10 protein-coding genes and 1 pseudogene are annotated in these 15,477 nt (G+C 41.4%); 6 read left to right on the top strand and 5 right to left on the bottom strand.

The annotated features are described in order from the left end of the window. Positions 1-49 precede the first annotated feature (49 nt). The 4 genes from addA to GQR93_RS13160 all read right to left on the bottom strand — a co-directional run bounded on the left by addA (position 50) and on the right by GQR93_RS13160 (position 8,851). On the bottom strand, positions 50-3,814 hold the full coding sequence (gene addA, locus GQR93_RS13145; protein ID WP_003550399.1) for a helicase-exonuclease AddAB subunit AddA: 3,765 nt from the start codon (positions 3,812-3,814) through the stop codon (positions 50-52). Next, on the bottom strand, positions 3,814-7,359 hold the full coding sequence (locus GQR93_RS13150) for a PD-(D/E)XK nuclease family protein (RefSeq protein ID WP_003550402.1): 3,546 nt from the start codon (positions 7,357-7,359) through the stop codon (positions 3,814-3,816). The genes addA and GQR93_RS13150 overlap by 1 nt, the downstream gene beginning before the upstream one ends. A gap of 502 nt (positions 7,360-7,861) precedes the next feature. Beyond that, a complete protein-coding gene (locus GQR93_RS13155) occupies positions 7,862-8,236 on the bottom strand; it encodes a hypothetical protein (protein WP_003550405.1) in 375 nt (124 codons plus the stop codon). 48 nt (positions 8,237-8,284) lie between these two features. Next, entirely contained in the window at positions 8,285-8,851 is a 567-nt protein-coding gene (locus GQR93_RS13160; RefSeq protein WP_003550407.1) for an NAD(P)-binding oxidoreductase, read from the bottom strand. An 86-nt stretch (positions 8,852-8,937) separates the two neighbouring features. Between GQR93_RS13160 and GQR93_RS13165 the strand changes: the two genes are divergently transcribed. Then, positions 8,938-9,885 carry an aldo/keto reductase gene (locus GQR93_RS13165; protein ID WP_003550409.1) on the top strand — a complete coding sequence of 316 codons (948 nt, stop codon included), beginning with the start codon at positions 8,938-8,940 and terminating at the stop codon, positions 9,883-9,885. A gap of 630 nt (positions 9,886-10,515) precedes the next feature. Here the strand turns inward: GQR93_RS13165 and GQR93_RS13170 are convergent. Then, on the bottom strand, positions 10,516-10,746 hold the full coding sequence (locus GQR93_RS13170) for a winged helix-turn-helix transcriptional regulator (protein ID WP_003550411.1): 231 nt from the start codon (positions 10,744-10,746) through the stop codon (positions 10,516-10,518). Positions 10,747-11,235: 489 nt separating this feature from the next. On the opposite strand from GQR93_RS13170, the gene GQR93_RS13175 reads away from it, so the two are divergent. The 5 genes and pseudogenes from GQR93_RS13175 (at position 11,236) to GQR93_RS13195 (ending at position 15,252) form a co-directional block, all read left to right on the top strand. After that, a complete protein-coding gene (locus tag GQR93_RS13175) occupies positions 11,236-12,396 on the top strand; it encodes an RNA-guided endonuclease TnpB family protein (protein ID WP_159298808.1) in 1,161 nt (386 codons plus the stop codon). A 114-nt stretch (positions 12,397-12,510) separates the two neighbouring features. Continuing rightward, positions 12,511-12,705 (top strand): annotated as a pseudogene (locus GQR93_RS13180) (DJ-1/PfpI family protein); the annotation flags it as partial. Between the two features lie 272 nt (positions 12,706-12,977). Continuing rightward, positions 12,978-14,288: an NCS2 family permease gene (locus GQR93_RS13185; protein ID WP_003550421.1), complete on the top strand. Its 1,311-nt coding sequence runs from the start codon at positions 12,978-12,980 to the stop codon at positions 14,286-14,288. 112 nt (positions 14,289-14,400) lie between these two features. Next, entirely contained in the window at positions 14,401-14,919 is a 519-nt protein-coding gene (locus tag GQR93_RS13190) for a QueT transporter family protein (protein ID WP_003550422.1), read from the top strand. Positions 14,920-15,027: 108 nt separating this feature from the next. Beyond that, positions 15,028-15,252 (top strand): hypothetical protein, encoded by a 225-nt coding sequence (locus GQR93_RS13195; RefSeq protein WP_225430340.1) that lies wholly within the window; start codon positions 15,028-15,030, stop codon positions 15,250-15,252. Positions 15,253-15,477 lie beyond the last annotated feature (225 nt).

Raw genomic sequence — 15,477 nt, forward strand, 5'->3', positions numbered from 1 at the left:
CCATTTTTTCGGTTATGAAGTCGCTCTTTAATTTACTCATGCTTAATAATTAGCCAACCTGAACAGCCTGGTTTGCGGAAAGTAAATACAGATATTTGTGCGTAATCGGCCGCCCCAGAATCTTTGAAAGCGCTAGTCCGTAAAGTTCCAGCTGACCCCGATACCGATCGATAATATCCGAAATTGTCGTTTTTGGTGTTATATGATCCGTCTTATAATCAAACAAATAAACAGCTTCGTCAGTGACAACATAACCATCAATAATGCCATGAATTAAAATCGTCTGCTCATCATTATCTTGAAAGTCTTTAAATACATCCCTGGCTTTCATCAATAATGAAAATGGTGCCTCACGATGTGTGCTTTCCGGATTTGCCAACACATATTCGCCAACTTCGCTTTGATAAAAGCGTAACACTTCGTCAACATTGATTTGTGAGGCAACTGCAGAAGAAATAACCTGTTGTTTCACCAAATTGGCAATCAAAGCCTCAATATGTTCAACCGTTGGAACCGTCGTTAAATCAATCTGTTGAAGTACCAAATGCGTGGCCGTACCGATTTCTGTCGGGGCAGGCTTTCCGCCACCCTCAGAAATAAACTGGGGTACTTCAAAATCAGTTTTCAAATAACGACCGGTCTTTGCAAGTTTATTAACATCCAGTGTTGAATAGCCCGACAACTGCGTATTATCCGGATCATCAAACAGTCGCTTGATCTCTGAAACCGATTGGTACGCCGTTGTTTTGGTTGCCGCAGTATGAGGGTACTTAAAGGTCATCACTTGGGAAATGGCTGCCTTTGTTGGTTGAGCGACTGTAAGCTTTTTCTGTGCCAACTGATCGATAAAGTCATTTGGTGATGTCTGATTGGCTTTCTGCCTCCCTGAGGCCTTCGTTATTCTCTCATCGTCGTAAAAATCAAGATTAAACAACGTCGGATCGCCTGCCAACACATTGGAATGAATACTGTCCCCAAACCGGTCTAAGACATTGGGATGCCTGGAAATGGCCGGTCCAATCCAGCCCAAATAACTTTTAGCCGCATTGCGAACCGCCGCCGGAAGTACCAACTCATTGGCGTCGGTCAACCCCTGCCAACCTTGAATCAACTGTTGATTGTCGCCGCTTTTTTCACCCTTAACCTTTGCGACCAGATACAAACGTTGCTCGGCTCGGGTCATTGCGACATACAATTTTCGCATTTCTTCGGACAAGCCGGCATTTTTTGTCATATCCAGAATTGCCTGCTTCTGAAGTGGTGACCTAAATTCCCTGGTCTGATTATTCAGGTAGTCAATCCCAATGCCCCAATGATCATTTAGGACGTATTTGCCGATTGTATCCTGCATATTGAACTGCTTGCCAACATCATTCAAAAACACAATTGGAAATTGAAGCCCTTTGCTTCCGTGAATCGTCATCACGTGAACCGTATTTTCAGACGTAGTCGGGTTGGCATTAGCTAAATCGTTATCTCTTTCCTGCATCCTCTGAATGAATTTTACAAATTGAAAGAGGCCCTTAAAGCCATTCTTTTCGTAATCAGCTGCACGATCATACAACGCATGCAAATTGGTTTGACGCTGAAGACCTGCAGGCATCCCGCCGACATAATCCAAATAGCCGGTCTGATCATAAATATCCCAAATCAGTGAGACCAGGCCATCCTGCTGCGCAACATCTTTGAAACGGCGCAGTTGTTTCATAAACCGGTCAACTTTTTGATAAATCCGGGTTGCGTAATCATTAGGCTCCAAGCGGTCAAATCCACGATAGAAATCCAATACCGCCTGATAATAATTACCGGTATTGCGATTGATTCGTAAAAAGGCCAATTGATTCTCATCAAGACCAACAATTGGTGAACGAAGGACGGCCACCAGAGCAATATCTTGAAACGGGTTATCAATAATAGATAATAACGACATCATAATTTGAATTTCAGTTGTTTTAAAATAACTTTTTGCACCGGTAATTTCGGCAGGAATGCCATACTGGGTAAAAATATCCGAAAGTGTCAATTCATTATTATGGGTTGGCGAAATAATCGCGATGTCACCAAAAGTAACCGGACGCATTTCTTCCAATTTTTTATCATAAATCAGCTGTTTGTCATCAACTAAAGTCCGAATCTTTTGAGCGATAATCTCTGCCTGACCACTGTCACTGTCTTCAATCTGATCACCGGCCCCCAAGTCTTCATTCGAAGTTGCAGCAACTGATGATTTAGTTCGATAGATGATCAATGATGCGTCGGCCTTCATGTCATCCGGATAATAAGTCGCACCAAATTGGAGCTTTGATTTGCCGGTATACGCAATATCACCCACTTGATGATCCATTGTTTGTTCAAAAACCAAATTTGTAAAATCATCAATATTCTTTGCCGATCGAAAGTTCTCTGACAGACTAATCAATTCATTGTCATTATCCTGTTCGATATACTGTGCCTGCTTCTTAATAAACATTGTCGGATCGGCTAGCCTGAACCGGTAAATTGACTGCTTAACATCGCCTACCATAAATCGATTGCCCCGATCGCTTCGAGCAATCTTGTTTAAAATGGCATCCTGAAGACGGTTGTTATCCTGATACTCATCGGTCATAATCTCATAGTATTGATCCTGAAGCCTTTGGCGAACCTGTTTGGCCTGCTCACTGACATCATTTAAAATATCGTAAGCCGCATGTTCAATATCAATGAACTGCATCAAATGACGCCGAGCCTTGGCCTGCTTATATGCAGCCCTGAAGGTTCGCACAACGGTCACTAATTTTTCAATACGTGCTTTGGCGGCATTCATTAAGTCAACGTTGTCCTGTTCATTCCAAGCAAAGTAGCCGGTCACCAATTTTTGCCACTGCTTTTTCATCTGGTCATTTGTTCCCTTAACCAGTTTGTGAACCTGCTTTTGATATTCATCGGCATCCTTTGTCAATTTTGCTTTTGTCATCGACTCAAAATCAAAACCGGTGATCAACTGCCGAAGGCCATCCCAGTCAGCAGCTTCGATAACGCCTTTTTGGAGCTGGGTAACCGACTCCAGCTGCTTCGTAAATAAGGCTTCATCCTTCTCCAATTCAGCCTGTTGCGCCATTTTGATAATTGCCTGGTGAGAAATAACCAGCCGTTTGACCGCATCAGAAACTTCCCGTGAAATTAATGCCGTGTACAACTCACTGTGAATAAGCCCCTGATCGCCGATCTCATAAAATGACGCAGCGTCATTTAGCCACTTATCAGGGTCCTCATTAACATTAGCAAACTCGTCCATCTGAAAAATAACGTTTGTTAATCCCTCATCACTTCTGTCATTTGAAAAGTTTTCGGTTAAATCGGCAAACGTATGATCTTCATCTTGACCATACAATGCTTCACGGACGTTATCCCAGACTTGTTCCTTCAATAATTGGATTTCAGTATTATCGGAGAGTACCCGAAAATTGGGATCGATTCCTAAAATATAGTAGTAACGTGACACCAACTTTTGACAATAAGCATCCATGGTCGTGATATCGGCAACTGCAACCTTACGAATTTGCGTCAATAAATGTTTTTTACTTTCAGGATCGGTCGCCTTTGAAAATTCGGACTGAAGCGACCCTCTCAATCGTTCACGCATTTCCTTTGCAGCGGCATTTGTAAATGTCACAACCAGTAATTGATCAATGTTGATGCCTTGATTTTTCACCATATCAATGATCCGATCCACCAACACCCTAGTTTTACCTGATCCGGCTGATGCAGAGACCAGAACATTGCCGTCGGGACGATCTTTAATAGCCCTTTGTTGATCCGGTGTATATTGCATTATTTTTCTCCTCTCAGCTTTGAAATAATGTCCTTTTTATCATAGTGGGGCACTAATCGATAATTATTTTCAGGCAACAGTGGATCAAAATTCATAATCGATTGATACGACGTAAATTGTAAGGGCGTAACGTTATCAATTTTAACAGGGGCAAGTGACGTATCCCCGTCAAAGATCCGTTCGGAAGCATCGATAATCAATTTTTCGGTCCGATCCAAAAACGCGTTTAAATCATTTTCGGTAATTGTCGAAGAATTCTTGCCAACATTGCCATTCGCTAATTTATTAAACGGATAGACAAGTGAATGACCATGGTCCTTGGCTAAATCGGTATCCAAATGATCGACCAAATCGACATCGTCCACCAAAATCCCTTTATATTTATGCTGGGTCAATAATGATTTTTCCAAGCCTTTCTTAAAATCATCCGGCTTAAAAGTCGCGTTGTAAATATGCATGTAAAGCGCACCGGCCAATAACGCATCACTTGAGTCGGGATTCAAGGTGGATAGATTATAGCGCAAGACGTCCAAATACGTCAGTAACTGCATTGACGTGCCAATGTATGCCTGATTGAAATCGAATTTTTTATCAGCAGATTTATAATCAACAATCCCGAAGTAGCGCTTATCGTTGACTTTCATCGAATCAATCCTATCGATTCTTCCCCGGACATTGACCTTTTTTTGATTTGGCAGCTCAAAACTAAGGCCCTTTAAGCCCTTTGAAGACGGTTGACCAAAAATCAACTCGGTATTTTGTGGCCGCATCGGCGTTATCCGTTGCTGATCACGCATAGTGCGGATCATTTGCTGAATGGTTGCCTGAAGCTGTAGCGTGATGTAATGCATCCGATTGGAACTGTTTAAAATAATATATTGGAAATTATCAGGATCATTCACCATGGCTTCAACATTTTCAGCCACCAAGTCATCAACGTCACGGTCACTTAGTCCTGCCAGATCGATTTTCTGCTCATGAACCATCGAAATGATTCGATCCAACGCTTCATGAAAAAATTGACCCGTAGAAGCCGGTGATAGTTCGAATTGTTCCCGTTCCTGTAAGCGCAGCCCATATTTCAGAAAATATTCATACGGGTTTTCATAAAATGATTCCAACTGTGAAATCGAAATATTCAACGCACTCCCGTACAGCTTTTCAGCAATTTCCCGACTTAACGGTACCGGCACATTTTTGTAATCAATACTGCCAAGTAATCGGTTGGTTAAGGGGGCTGCATCCGGGTCCTGCTTTAACTGATTAAAAATAAACGCCCAGGTATCATTCAGCTGTCCTTTATTCTTATAAGTATCCTGAATAACCTGAATCAAGTGATGAAGCGTTGCCCGTTTAGACCCGATATACACATTGACGGCCCTTTGATTGTCCGGAACGGCAGCATAATTCACAACTTTCAAATTAAAATGAGCCGCAATTCTTGATACATAGGGGGATAAATTAATCCCCGATTCATCATTCACATGATTGGTGTAGGAAAAAATCAAACGGGAAGACGGACTGGTAAAAGCTAAATAATTCAGGTATGGTTCGGCTGCCATCTGCTCATCTGCCGGATCATTTAAATACTGGCTGTCACTTAAATTGTCCTGAATTTGTGAAACATCGTCATCACCAAAAAGGCTTTCATTAACAATTCTTTCCGGCATTGTTTCATCGTTTGAACCAATCATCATCGTTACTTTACGATTATTCATCTGAACCATACCGCTTTCGGAAATTTGAACCTGATCCAGTGTTGACGGAATCTGAGAATAGGTTGCCCCTTCAAAGCCCGCGTAAATCAGGGCCCAGAAATCTTGAGCAACAAATGGCTTATCACCTAATATTCGGACGTTTTCATCCAGTAATGAGCAAAAAGTCCGCCAAACCTGTTCGATTTCATCGGAACGGTTGATGTCTTGGCGATCAACAGCCGCATTCCGCCAATCCTGCAAACGATTCACAACACCGTTTTCAACCAGGAATCGGTACAAAATCCCAGCTGCATCGGCATTGGTCTTGGCTTTATAAAAACGGTTGTAAAAATTGGGCAATGCATTTTTTACCAAATGCCGAATGACATTAATCTGCTGCGTGATCCGCTTATCTTTGTCGGTCAAAACCGTACCGTCATCATCGTCAGCCACCCAGACATACTGCCAATCGTCATCCTGGATCCACTTTTTACCCTCAAATCCGTTTTTCAACACTAAATTTTCCGTCAATGAAACGGCCTGCCGATAATCGTCAATCTTCATTGCCGTTCCATCGGTAGCTTGCGGCAAAACAAGTTCGGACTTTAAAAAACGCATGACATCATCGTATCGATAATTGCGTGGTCGGTCTGGATCATACATATCGAACAGGGCCCCTAATAGTTCAACCAAGGGGTGATCAACCATCGATTTTTGAATATCTCTGAAATAAGGGATTTGCTGCATCGTAAAAATCGAGTCCAAAATTGTTTCATAACTGTCCAAATGTCGGGTCAAAATCAAGAAATCCGAATACCGATACTTACCGGTTGACACCATCTGGCGAATTCTGGTTGCCATCTGATCCAATTCTGAGTATTGATTGTCCGCTTGATAAACCTGGATTGACTTCGATACTGTGATGGGATTGTCATCAATTGCGCCCAACCCACTCGACTGAATCCAAAACTTCTCTAATTTCAGCAAATCAGCACTGATTCGTGGCTGATCGGCAGTGATAATGGGAAGATACGGAATTTGGTTATCTGCAGCAAATTTATAAAATCGTAAAAATAATTTGGCTGATTGATAGAACAGGTTGGGTTGGTCAGGCAGCGCCGTCCGATAAGGTTTATCCAAAATCAACGACATGGTCATACTGGCACCGCCTTGAGTCAGTGTCTCAACCAAACGGCATTCCTGTGCGGTAAACTTCGAAAAATCGGAAATATAAAAATGATAATGTGACAGATCCTGCCTCTGCAAATAATCGCTTAACAGGTTTAACACATTGTGATTATCAAAATACTGGTCATCAATTCTTTTTTCATATTCCGCATAAATAATTGAAAAGTCATGCAGTTTATCCCGCAGATCATTTGAAAGCCTTGATTCCTGATTTTCGTTCATTTTCATTAGGTCTTCCGGTAAGATGTTTCCAGCTTGCATGACTGAAATTTGATGGGCAATTTGGTCAATGAAGCCGGGTAGTCCGGCTTCTTGACTAAATAGAATCAAGTCATCCTGATGCTCTGTCATAATTTGATACAAGAGCATGTTGATCCCTGCAGGACTGATCCGTTGTTTTTGATACTGAGACGTCGTTCGCAAAAAATACCATGCCAACCTTGTAAACGATAGGACCTGAACGCTGCTTTGAGCCGTCACATCATCGTTTGCCCCGGCCAACCGCTTTAGGATGCCAACTTCTGATTCAAATTTAATATGATTGGGTACCAAATAGAAGAACTGATCATCGGGATGAGCAGATTTTTGCTTTTTTAAAATGTCAATCATCTTTTCCTGATGATCATACCCGTTTGTTCCCAGTACAAATTGTAAAGTCACGGCTTGTCCTCCTTCAAAATTTACATCAATTTTAGCATATCTTCCTACGAAACAGTTATTCGTTAAAAATTAAACATTTAGTTATTAAACACAAGCGCTTTTCGTTGAACATTGTGAAAAATAGGCTATTATTATAAGTGGATGTAACGATGCATCCATTATTTGACCTAAATGAAAGCTTTATGCTTGCATTGATCTTGTTTACGAGGACTTTCCGACCGCTACGATTTAATATCGGAAGCAAGAATTTACGATCTACCCCCAATATATCTTTCAAGTTCAAAAAGGTCGGTTCGTCCTCTCTCCTAATAACGCCTGGATCCAACCAGGCGGTACATACTATTAGTTACATTCCCTTGAAAGTGAAATGAAAGCCCATTATCTACTTTCATTTCACTTTCAATTAATAAAAGAAGTTGAGGCTGCAGCAAATGTACAATGTACATGAGTTGCAGCCTCTTTTAATTTGATTATACAAGCACCGACCCCACTCATTTAATCGTTAATTATTCCCGCTTGCTTCAGCGCTTCGAACCTTATTTTCCGACATCACTTTATTCGTATAGAACTCCAGGTCATCAACGACTTTTTCACTTTGTTGCCCCTGTGTCTGAGCCGTATGCAAATTTTGTTGCGCAACGGCCCAATAAACGAGATTGTCAGTAATCGGCAAAATGTCTCGAATCACGTGAAAGTCAAATTTGTCTGAATTGGTTGTTTTCATATTTAAATAATTATTCCAATCAGTGACCATCTTAACGCTGGTATTCTCCTGCTTTGAAATCGCCACAATGATAACAAAATGTGAACTGCGGTTTGCCGTATAAAGTTGTTCTTTCAGTTGTTTGATTTGTTCCGGGTCCAGTTTAATTGCCATATATAGGATCACACTCCTAACATTCCTTCAAATTTTTCAAAAATTAGTTTAATCATTACCAGAATCCATTATACCGACGGAATGGTTAATGAGCTTTTGATTGACGAAAGCGTCAAAAATCAAATCAGCAACATTTTTAGCCGAAACACTGCCTACCGACATTTTGTTGCCTTCATTAAAGAGTTGATAATCCGAACGTTTTCCATCCATCAGTGAACTCATTCTAATTATAGAATACGGAATTTCGGATTCGTCAACAATCTTTATGGCATATCTTTGTTGTTTTATAAATTCTTGGCGATTTTTTACCTCTGGAAATACCATCGGTGACTTTAACTCATCATCAATGCCGGCATAGGAAAGCATGACAAAATGCTGAATTTTCGGAGCAGCCTGATCAATTGCATCAAATAATTCTTCAAAGTCCAAATCAACGTCTTCCGGCCCCAATGCGGAAAGAAGCCAATCAACGCCTCTTAAAGCCGTTACGTAATCTCCGGCCGATTGAATATTCCCCTGAAAAATCCGATAAGAGATTTCATCACTTTCATCAAGCAACGGTAACAGCTCGGAGACAACCGGACTATGTTGATTTAAAATTAATAATTTTTTCACGTTTTTTACTTCCTAGTCGAAATTATTTATGATTAACTTAATATGTAACATAATATAGAAGGAAAATCAAAGGAGGATTTTGCAATATGGCAAAAAACGTCACAATTGGTCAATCTAAAGTCACCACTACGCCATTGGGTTTGGGAACAAACGCTGTCGGCGGTCATAACCTTTTTCCGAATCTCGATGAACAAACCGGAATGGCCACCGTTAAAGCGGCACTTGACAGTGGCATCACAATGCTTGACACTGCCTATGCTTATGGGCTCGGACGTTCAGAAGAACTCATCGGTCAAGTGATCAAAAACTACGATCGTTCAAAGCTCACCATTGCGACCAAGGGTGCCCAACTTGTTAAAGATGGTCAATCAACAATCAGTAATGCCCCGGATGATTTAAAGCGTTTCGTTGAATCAAGCCTGAAGCGCCTCCAAACAGACTATCTGGATATATTCTACATCCATTTTCCGGATGAAAACACCGCTAAAGACAAAGCAGTTGCTGCCTTACAGGAATTAAAAGATCAGGGACTGATTCGGGCTATCGGTGTTTCCAACTTTTCACCGGCACAACTTAAAGAAGCCAATAAAAATCACCAGGTAGACGTCATTGAAAATCAGTATAGTTTGATCCACCGTGATCCGGAAAATCATCTATTCCCTTATCTACATCAGGAACATATTTCATTTGTCCCCTTCTTTCCGCTGGCATCCGGCCTGCTAACAGGTAAATACGATGAAACACCAAGAAAGTTTCCAGAAGATGACCTTAGAAGCCAGGATCCAAACTTTTCCGGCAGCCGATTTAAAGCCATTGTTGAATCTGTTAACAGCCTGCAGCCGATTGCGGATAATCACGATGCCACGATTGCCCAAATCGTTTTGGCATGGTATATCAAAAATCCAGCAGTCAGTGTCGTGATTCCGGGTGCAAAATCACCAGAACAGGTCCAAAGCAATGTCAAAGCACTGAGTATCGTGTTATCTGACGAAGAATTCAATACGATTGATAATGCGTTTAAGTCATTTGAATAAGAGTGCGGAACAAAGCGGTTAGTATTCGAAGCATAAGGCGTTTATTTCGGAAATCTCGGGTTTGGATTTTTGAAATAAATCCCTTATGTGCAGAATACTGCTTTGTGGAACAGTCCTAATCCAGTGTGCGGAACAAAGCGGTTAGTATTCGAAGCATAAGGCGTTTATTTCGGAAATCTCGGGTTTGGATTTTTGAAATAAATCCCTTATGTGCAGAATACTGCTTTGAGGAGCAGTCCTAATCCAGTGTGCGGAAAAAGACGTTTTGATTCCAGAGTACAAGGAGCTAAATTCAACATTTTCGAATTTGGAAGGTTGGATTTAGTTTCTTGTATGGCAGGAATCAGTCTTTTGGAGCAGTCCTAATCCAGTGTGCGGAACAAAGCGGTTAGTATTCGAAGCATAAGGCGTTTATTTCGGAAATCCCGGTCTTGGATTTTTGAAATAAATCCCTTATGTGCAGAATACTGCTTTGAGGAGCAGTCCTAGTCCAGTGTGCGGAGCTAACCGGGATAAACCGGAGTGTAAGTTGACAGGCAGTGAATTCCTACTTTTGGAATTTGATGGCTGTTAGCTTACATGCAGGTTTATGGTTAGCGGAGCAGTCCTAATCCGTGTGCGGAACACCACTCACTTCCCCGAATCACGCGTTACCTGATCATTAATACTGAATTGAGGATCAACCTGCAACGTGCTGATTCGTTCTTCTCCCCATTGATACATCTGATTTAAAATCGGCATAAGTGAACGCCCAAGGTCGGTTATTGAATAAACTACTTTGGATTGTGTTCCGGGGATCACTGTTCTGGTAATCAACTGGTCTTCTTCCATTTCACGAAGCTGGTCAATACTTGAATACATTTTTAATAATACGAGGACGTGATGAATTGCCCCGTTTTTACGTCTAATAAACGATAATTACCTGCCAATAAATTCCCTTGTTTTTATGAATCTATGTATACACTAGCACTCTTAATATGCTATAATATTTATTGAAAAAGTACAAACAAATTAATGTATGACCAAATATCGTTGCATGATGCGAATTACCATTACACGTGGGGAACCAGACTTTAACTTGTCCCATTGAGGAATTTGCAAATGCTCTGATTTACAAGGCCCGCCGATGAACACGGTTTTGGAATTGTTCATATAAAGATTGGCCAAGATGATTAGGTCCAGCTATTAGTAAGCGTGCCTAAACGGCATGACTGCCTTTCGGTTATTTTGTCAGTGTCCAGGGTTACCGACTTTAATTGACAACCAAAGGATCGTCACTGGTGGTTACCGCGTGATGATGTTAAAAGCATTGGCACCAGAGAAAGAACAATAAAGAGAGGAGGCATCCCAGTGACCACAGTGGTTAAAGGGGTTAAACTGCGCTTATACCCTAACCAAACACAAATTGATCAATTATGGCAACTATTTGGTAACGATCGGTTTGTTTGGAATCAAATGTTAGCGATGGCTAATAAACGTTATGAAAATAACCCGAAAAGTCATTTTGTTGGCGAATACGATATGAATTACCTGCTTAAACCGCTTAAGCAGGAGTACCCATTTCTAAAAGCCAGTGATTCCACCAGCTTATTTGTGGTTAACCATAACCTCGCGCTGGCTTTTAAGAACCTATTCCAACAGCGTGGTGGTCATCCGCAGTTCAAGTCCCGCCATAGTGCTAAACAAGCCTATACCGGGCAATCGACCTGCGTCGTGGAAGCTAAGCGGCGATTAAGATTGCCTAAACTCGGGAGTATTCGGACCAGCAAGACCAACCAATTAGCCGACGCTAAAATTAAGCGCTACACGATTAGTCATGATGCCACGGGGCGCTACTATCTTTCCCTGCAGGTTGAAACCGAAGTTCACGATTTGCCCAAGACTCACCAAATGGTTGGCTTGGACATGGGCGTTGCCGATTTAGCAATTGACTCCAACGGGGTTAAGTACGGGACTTTCAATGCCCAGTGGTTCGAAAAGCAAGCGACTTTATGGCAAGCAAAATTTAGTCGGCGCAAGCGTCAGGCCACCGTTGCGATGCGCCAATGGAATCATCACCATCAATTATCCAAAATGGCACTCAACGATTATCAAAATTGGCAACGGGCTAAAATAACCAAAGCGCGTTATCAAGCAAAAATCGCCAACCAGCGCAAGGACTATCTCCATAAACTGACGACGGACTTAGTTAGAAACTATGATGTGATTGTGATTGAGGATTTGAAAACCAAGAATCTGATGCGCAATCACCACCTAGCCAAGTCAATTGCTAATGCCAGTTGGTATCAATTCCGAACCATGCTGGAATATAAGTGTGCCTGGTACGGCAAGCAATTAGTAGTGGTAAGCGCCAGGAATACTTCCCGAATCTGTTCAGCCTGCGGGCAGAATGACGGCCCCAAGCCCTTAGCTATTCGGGAATGGACGTGTTCTAAATGCCGAACGCACCACGACAGAGATATTAATGCGGCAGTTAATATCCTTAATTGCGGACTAAAAGCTATTGGTTAGGAACTAGCCATGGTAAAAGAGCGAAGTTCTGTAAGTTAGGTCTTCGGCATACCGATGTAACAGCCTAAATACTACTTTGTGTTCCCAGAAGCTCGGTCATTCATGACCGAGTAGTTCACCCAAACCGGTTTAACCAAAGGCCGAACCATGACTGCCTACACAACGGTTCGTCCGGATTTGTATTATGCAGGTGCCGTTGTTAAAGACCAACCCGTTGTCGTCGATCAGAATTTAGTTACCAGCAGAACCCCGGACGATTTGGATGCCTTTAATGGTTCAATGTTGGAGACACTGAAAAGAAACGCCTAATTTTTTGAAAATCACTAACTGAAAAACGGTTTGTTTTTGATTACTATTTAAAACTTAATCATGAGACTGGTCATTTTCCTAAATCATCTATTGGATTAGCTTAGATAATGGCCAGTCTTTTTATGTAGTTTTAAAAGAAAACGCTTTATAAAGTAAATAATCTTCACCTTTTATGATATTTAATTCGGTTATTGAAGATAATCAGCTATAATGATAATATAAAATACGTTGTTTTTATTTCATATCCGAACGATAAGGGGAGCTATTATTTTATGCTAAATTCAATTGCAAAGTTTTTCGATTTCGAAGGTCGAAACACGAACTTCCGAAAAGAAACAATTGCCGGCATTACGACTTTTGTTTCAATGGTGTACATTCTGTTCGTTAATCCTAACGTGCTGGGTGTTACCGGGATGGATAAAGGGGCCATTTTCACCGCAACTGCCCTCGCTTCGGCATTTGGCTGTTTCTTGATGGGATTACTTGCCAACTATCCGATCGCAATTTCCGCCAGTCTGGGAATTAACGCTTTCTTCGCCTATTCAGTTGTCATTGGCATGAAGGTTTCCTGGCAGACCGCATTGGCAGGGGTCTTCGTTGCATCAGTTATTTTTATTATTTTAACCGCCTTGAAATTACGGGAGAAAATCATCGATTCAATCCCGGCGGATTTCAAAGCAGCTATCGGTGGCGGTATTGGGCTATTCATTGCTTTTATCGGTATGAATGACGGTGGCTTGATTCAATCAAGCAAAGACACGCTGGTTAGTTTGGGGTCTCTTCACGTTGGTACGACATGGCTCACAATCTTTGGCCTGTTGGTTTCCGTTATTCTTATGAGTATGAAGGTTCCGGGTGCCATTTTTATCGGAATGGTTTTAAATGCCATCTTGGGAATGGTAACTGGATTAATCCCGCTTCCACATCAATGGGTAGCGGGCATTCCAAGCCTGGCACCAACTTTTGGTGTTGCACTTTCGCATATCGGTGATATCAACTCACTTCAATTGGTAGTGGTTGTTCTCACGTTCTTGCTGGTAACTTTCTTTGATACGGCCGGTACCTTGGTCGGATTAGCAGAACAAGCCGGGTTCATCAAAAATAATCGTATTCCAAGAATTGGCCGGGCTTTAATCGCCGATTCTTCAACAATGGCAGTTGGTTCAATTTTGGGAACTTCTCCAATGGGCGCCTTCGTTGAATCCTCAGCCGGAATTGCGGTTGGTGGCCGAACTGGTTTTACAGCCGTTGTCGTGGGTATTTTATTTGTTCTCGGAACCTTCTTCTCACCATTACTGACGGTCATTACCAGCCAGGTAACTGCACCCGCCTTGATTATCGTTGGTGTCTTAATGGCACAATCATTGAAAAATGTTCATTGGGAAAAATTCGAAATTGCCGCACCGGCTTTCATCACTTTGGTCGGTATGCCTTTTACTTACAGTATCGCCGATGGCATTGCCCTTGGCTTTATTACCTACCCGATTACAATGATTGCCGCAAAACGTGGTAAAGAAGTCAGTGCCATGATGTATGGTTTGGCAGTCGTCTTCGTTATTTTCCTTTGGATTTTAAACAGCTAATCCATCCAGTCTCCGTTCCAAAGAATCGGCAGCCAAGTTGAAATATAGAAAGAAAAGCTGTAAAGTTAATGGGTTACAAATAACTAAATAATTTACAAGGAAGGAATTTGTTATGAATTCTAAGACTAATGTTCTCGGCATCGACAGTGTATTGGACTTAACCAAAGCTGCCGTTGTCGCTGCACTCTACATCGCGTTAACGATGGTCTTTGCAGCCGTAAGTTATGGGCCCATTCAATTCCGTTTTTCAGAAGGATTGAATAACCTCGTCCCATTCAATAAGCGCTATATTGTCGCAATCACGCTGGCATGCTTTATCACTAATATCATGTCTCCAAACGGTGCAATCGATATGGTGGTTGGGACTGCAGAAACATTAATCAACTTAGTGACAATTTATCTGGTTACCAAGCATATGCAATCAGTTGTTTCTAAGTTGATTGCATCGGTTCTGATTGGGACATTCTATATGTTCATTATTGGTTTTGAAATTGCCATTATTGGTCACAGTGCTTTTTGGCCAACATTCTGGAGTACCTACCTCACTGCCGGCATTGGTGAATTTGTTACCATGGCGATCGGGGCAATTGTGATCTATCTGATTAATTTGAGATACAATTTAAGCGATTAGCTATTAGTAGGCAGTTGGGGAAAAATCGAAAAAACATTTTTAAAGGGCTTGTAATATCAGTGTATGCTGAAGTTACAAGCTTTTTTTGATTTAATAGGGAGGATTAGAATGAATATGAAAGTAACCGAAAGACTTATCAGTGAATCCATAAGGTTTGTATGTATTTTAGTTTTGGGGACTACGTTATGGATTACGAAACAGGCAGGCGTTGTTTTTTGGGGAGTTGGTTTGATCGTTAGCCTGGTCGCCGTTTTCTTTTCTCCCGGATATATTCTAAACAAGATTGTTTTTAATTATTTCAAAAAACAGCACTATCAGAAGAAGGGCAAATGAATTCAATTTTTAACACTATTTTCACAATAAATAGGACAAAGACAACATTAAAAAGTTATTTTTTTATTCTGCATCAAGTCAGCTAAATATGCTATGCTAATAACAGCTAGGGGAGCAATTTGCTGAGACCTTTATCGGAACCCTTTGAACCTGAGAGTTAGCACTCGCGTAGGAAAGCCGTTATTAACGTGAACACTAAATTCAATTCAAAGAAACTGCAGTCTT

Origin of the sequence: Lentilactobacillus hilgardii (assembly GCF_009832765.1) — a bacterium.
GTDB classification, from domain to species: Bacteria; Bacillota; Bacilli; order Lactobacillales; family Lactobacillaceae; genus Lentilactobacillus; species Lentilactobacillus hilgardii.